Below are 3,191 nucleotides of genomic sequence, written 5' to 3' on the forward strand. Positions count from 1 at the left end.
GCGGCAGAGAAGTCACCGCTCATTAACTCGGGCATGGGACGCTCGAACTCGTTCGACATGGTGCTCGGGTCTCTCGTGAACAACCTCGCCCATCCATACGCCCGGAACAGGCAGAACGGCCAGAGCCTGAATCGCGGACGCGTCCGCGGGGCTGCCATGGCGGCTGTGCGCGTCTGCGGCGGGCTGGCGCTGGCAGGGCTTCTCGCCGGCTGCACCACCATGGGCCTGCCGTTCGGCCCGGACGAGGCGGACGTCGATACCGCCAGCACCACGGGCCCGGCCATCTATGCCGCCCGCAGCGGCCTTGCCACCAGCGACCTCACCGCCATCGGCTCGGCCCTGTCGCTGACCGACAAGGGGCCGCTGCGCTGGTCCAACCCGGAAAGCGGCGCGCAGGGCAGCCTCACCAACATCGTCACCGTGGCGCGGCTGGGCGACGATCCGTGCCGCACCTTCGACACCACCGTCAACGCCGTGGACGGCGTGCGCGCCATGCACGGCATCGCCTGCCGGCAGACCGACGGACGCTGGATGGTGGCCGGCCTCGCCCCGCTCGGCGCCGGCCGCGACGGCCCCGTGACGGACTGACGAACTGACAGGCCGGCGGGCTGGCGGGCGCGGCCGGGCAGGCGCCAAAAGAATCCCGGCCGGCTCTGGCATTTATTCCTAGCTTTCCTATATTCACGGCAGGTTCGTGCCGCCTGTCCCGCACGAGGTGTGCGGGGACGGCGGCCCGGCCGGTCTTCCGGTTCCCCGGCAGTTCTCCTCCTGCTGCGGGCCGGTCGTTGCACGCCGGCGGACGGATGCGGGCGGGGCTGTCCTCCCGGGGATCGGGATCGGACACACCCGCGAACCGTCCACACCGGGTCATCGCCACAGGGGGTGCCTGCAGGGGCCCGCACGGGCTTTGGCCTTGCATCCGCGCCGCGCCGGCGCGACAAACCGGAAGGCTGGCCGACCGGCCGCGACAGGCATTGTGCGCGGCCGGCAAAGGCTTTGAGAGATCAGGTCGCACCGCCCCTGCAAGACCGGGGGGACGCGGTGCAGCAGGCGGCAGGGTGCTGAACGGCAGGCCCGGCGCCGCCGAGGCGGGAGTGTTTCATGCGGGATCCGTATCAGGTTCTGGGGGTTGCCAGGGGGGCAAGCGAGGCGGAGATCAAGGCGGCCTATCGCAAGCTTGCCAAGCGCCTTCACCCCGATCGCAACAAGGATGACCCCAACGCGCAGGAACGGTTTGCCGAAGCCAGCGCGGCTTACGAGATTGTGGGCGACAAGGACAAGCGCGGCCAGTTCGACCGCGGCGAGATCGATGCTGAGGGCAAGCCCCGGATGCAGGGCTTCGGCGGTCAGGGTTTTGAAGGCTTCGGCTTCGACCCCGGCGCAGCCGGGGCGGCGGGCGGGTTCCGCTCGTCGCGGTTCCGCTCCGGCGGCGGACGCGGGCGCGAGGATGTCGATCTCGATTCGATTCTGAGCGAAATGCTGGGTGGCGCCGCCCGCGGCGGCGGGCGGGCGCGCGGCGCGGGCGCCGGGCCGCGCGGCGGTGCGGCGCCGGCCGGCGAGGATGTGACGGTCACCGCCACGGTCTCGCTGGAGGATCTGGCCGCCGGCCACAAGGCGCGTGTGACGCTGCCGACCGGGCGCACACTCGATGTGTCGCTGCCGGCGGGCGTGCAGCCCGGCGAGCGCATCCGTCTCAAGGGGCAGGGCAATCCCAGCCCGCTCGGCGGCGCGCCGGGCGATGCCTGGGTGGTGGTGGCCTTTGCGCCCCACCCGCTGTTCCGCGCCGAGGGCGGCGATGTGCTGATCGATGTGCCGGTCACGCTCTACGAAGCGGTGCTCGGCGGCAAGGTGCGGGTGCCGACCCTTTCCGGGGCCGTCGACCTGACGCTGAAGCCCGGCGCCAGCGCCGGCCGCACCCTGCGGCTGCGCGGCAAGGGCCTGCCGGTGAAGACCGGCGGACACGGCGACCTGCTGGTGACGCCGCGCATCCAGCTTCCGGCCGAAACGGACCCGGAGCTTGAAGCGCTGATGCAGCGCTGGCGCGACAGCAAGCCCTACAGCGTGCGCGGCCCGGCCTTCGACTGAAGGCCGGCTGTGCCCGGCAAGGAAAAGGCGCCGGCAACCGGCATACCGCCCGCAAACCGCACCAGACGGGGAGGAGACCAAGCATGATCCGGGGCATCCTGATCGAGAAGACCGCCGGCGGGCAGACGGCGCGGCTCGCCGACATCGACGACGGCCAGTTGCCGGCCGGCGATGTGACGGTGGACGTGGCGTGGTCCACCCTGAACTACAAGGATGCGCTGGCCATCACCGGCAGCAGCCCGGTGGTGCGCAGCTTTCCCATGGTGCCCGGCATCGATTTTGCCGGCACGGTCGCGGCAAGCGACAACCCCGCCTTCCGCCCCGGCGACAGCGTGGTGCTGAACGGCTGGGGCGTGGGCGAAAAGCACTGGGGCGGCCTTGCCACCCGTGCCCGCGTTTCGGCCGACTGGCTCATTCCCCTGCCCGCGGCGTTCAGCCCGCGGCAGGCGATGTCCGTCGGCACGGCCGGCTACACCGCCATGCTGTGCGTGCTGGCGCTTGAAAAGCACGGCGTGAAACCCGGCGACGGCGAGGTGCTGGTGACGGGCGCCAACGGCGGCGTCGGCACGGTGGCCATCGCAGTGCTGTCGAAGCTCGGCTACCGGGTGGTTGCTTCCACCGGCCGCCCGCAGGAGGCCGCTTTTCTCACCAGCCTCGGGGCCGCTGCCATCATCGACCGGGCGGAGCTTTCCGCCCCCGGCCGGCCGCTCGGTAAGGAACGCTGGGCCGGCGCGGTGGATACTGTCGGCAGCCACACGCTGGCCAACGTCTGCGCCTCGCTGCGCTATGGCGGCACGGTGGCCGCCTGCGGTCTGGCGCAGGGGCTGGATTTTCCCGCCACCGTCGCGCCGTTCATCCTGCGCGGCATCACGCTGGCCGGCATCGACAGCGTCATGCGGCCCAAGGCCGACCGGCTGGAGGCGTGGAGCCGGCTGGCAACCGATCTCGACCCGTCCGCGCTGGACCTCATCACCCACGGAATCGGCCTTGAGGATGTCATCGCCACCGCCGGCGACCTGCTGGCCGGCAAGGTGCGCGGCCGCGTGGCGGTGCGCGTCGCCTGACGGCGCGGGCACCGGTCGCGGTGCCGGATGACGCGACGCGGC

At 71.9% G+C, this 3,191-nt stretch carries 3 protein-coding genes; all 3 read left to right on the top strand.

The window, feature by feature from the left end:
• A partial coding sequence (locus V7067_RS12585; protein WP_334176249.1) for an RT0821/Lpp0805 family surface protein occupies positions 1-588 on the top strand: 588 nt, incomplete at its 5' end.
• Positions 589-1,101: 513 nt separating this feature from the next.
• Positions 1,102-2,085 carry a DnaJ C-terminal domain-containing protein gene (locus tag V7067_RS12590; protein ID WP_334176250.1) on the top strand — a complete coding sequence of 328 codons (984 nt, stop codon included), beginning with the start codon at positions 1,102-1,104 and terminating at the stop codon, positions 2,083-2,085.
• A gap of 83 nt (positions 2,086-2,168) precedes the next feature.
• Positions 2,169-3,149: an MDR family oxidoreductase gene (locus V7067_RS12595; RefSeq protein WP_334176251.1), complete on the top strand. Its 981-nt coding sequence runs from the start codon at positions 2,169-2,171 to the stop codon at positions 3,147-3,149.
• The last annotated feature ends 42 nt before the right edge of the window (positions 3,150-3,191 follow it).

Origin of the sequence: Pseudoxanthobacter sp., from assembly GCF_036822375.1 — a bacterium.
Taxonomy (GTDB): domain Bacteria; phylum Pseudomonadota; class Alphaproteobacteria; order Rhizobiales; family Segnochrobactraceae; genus Pseudoxanthobacter.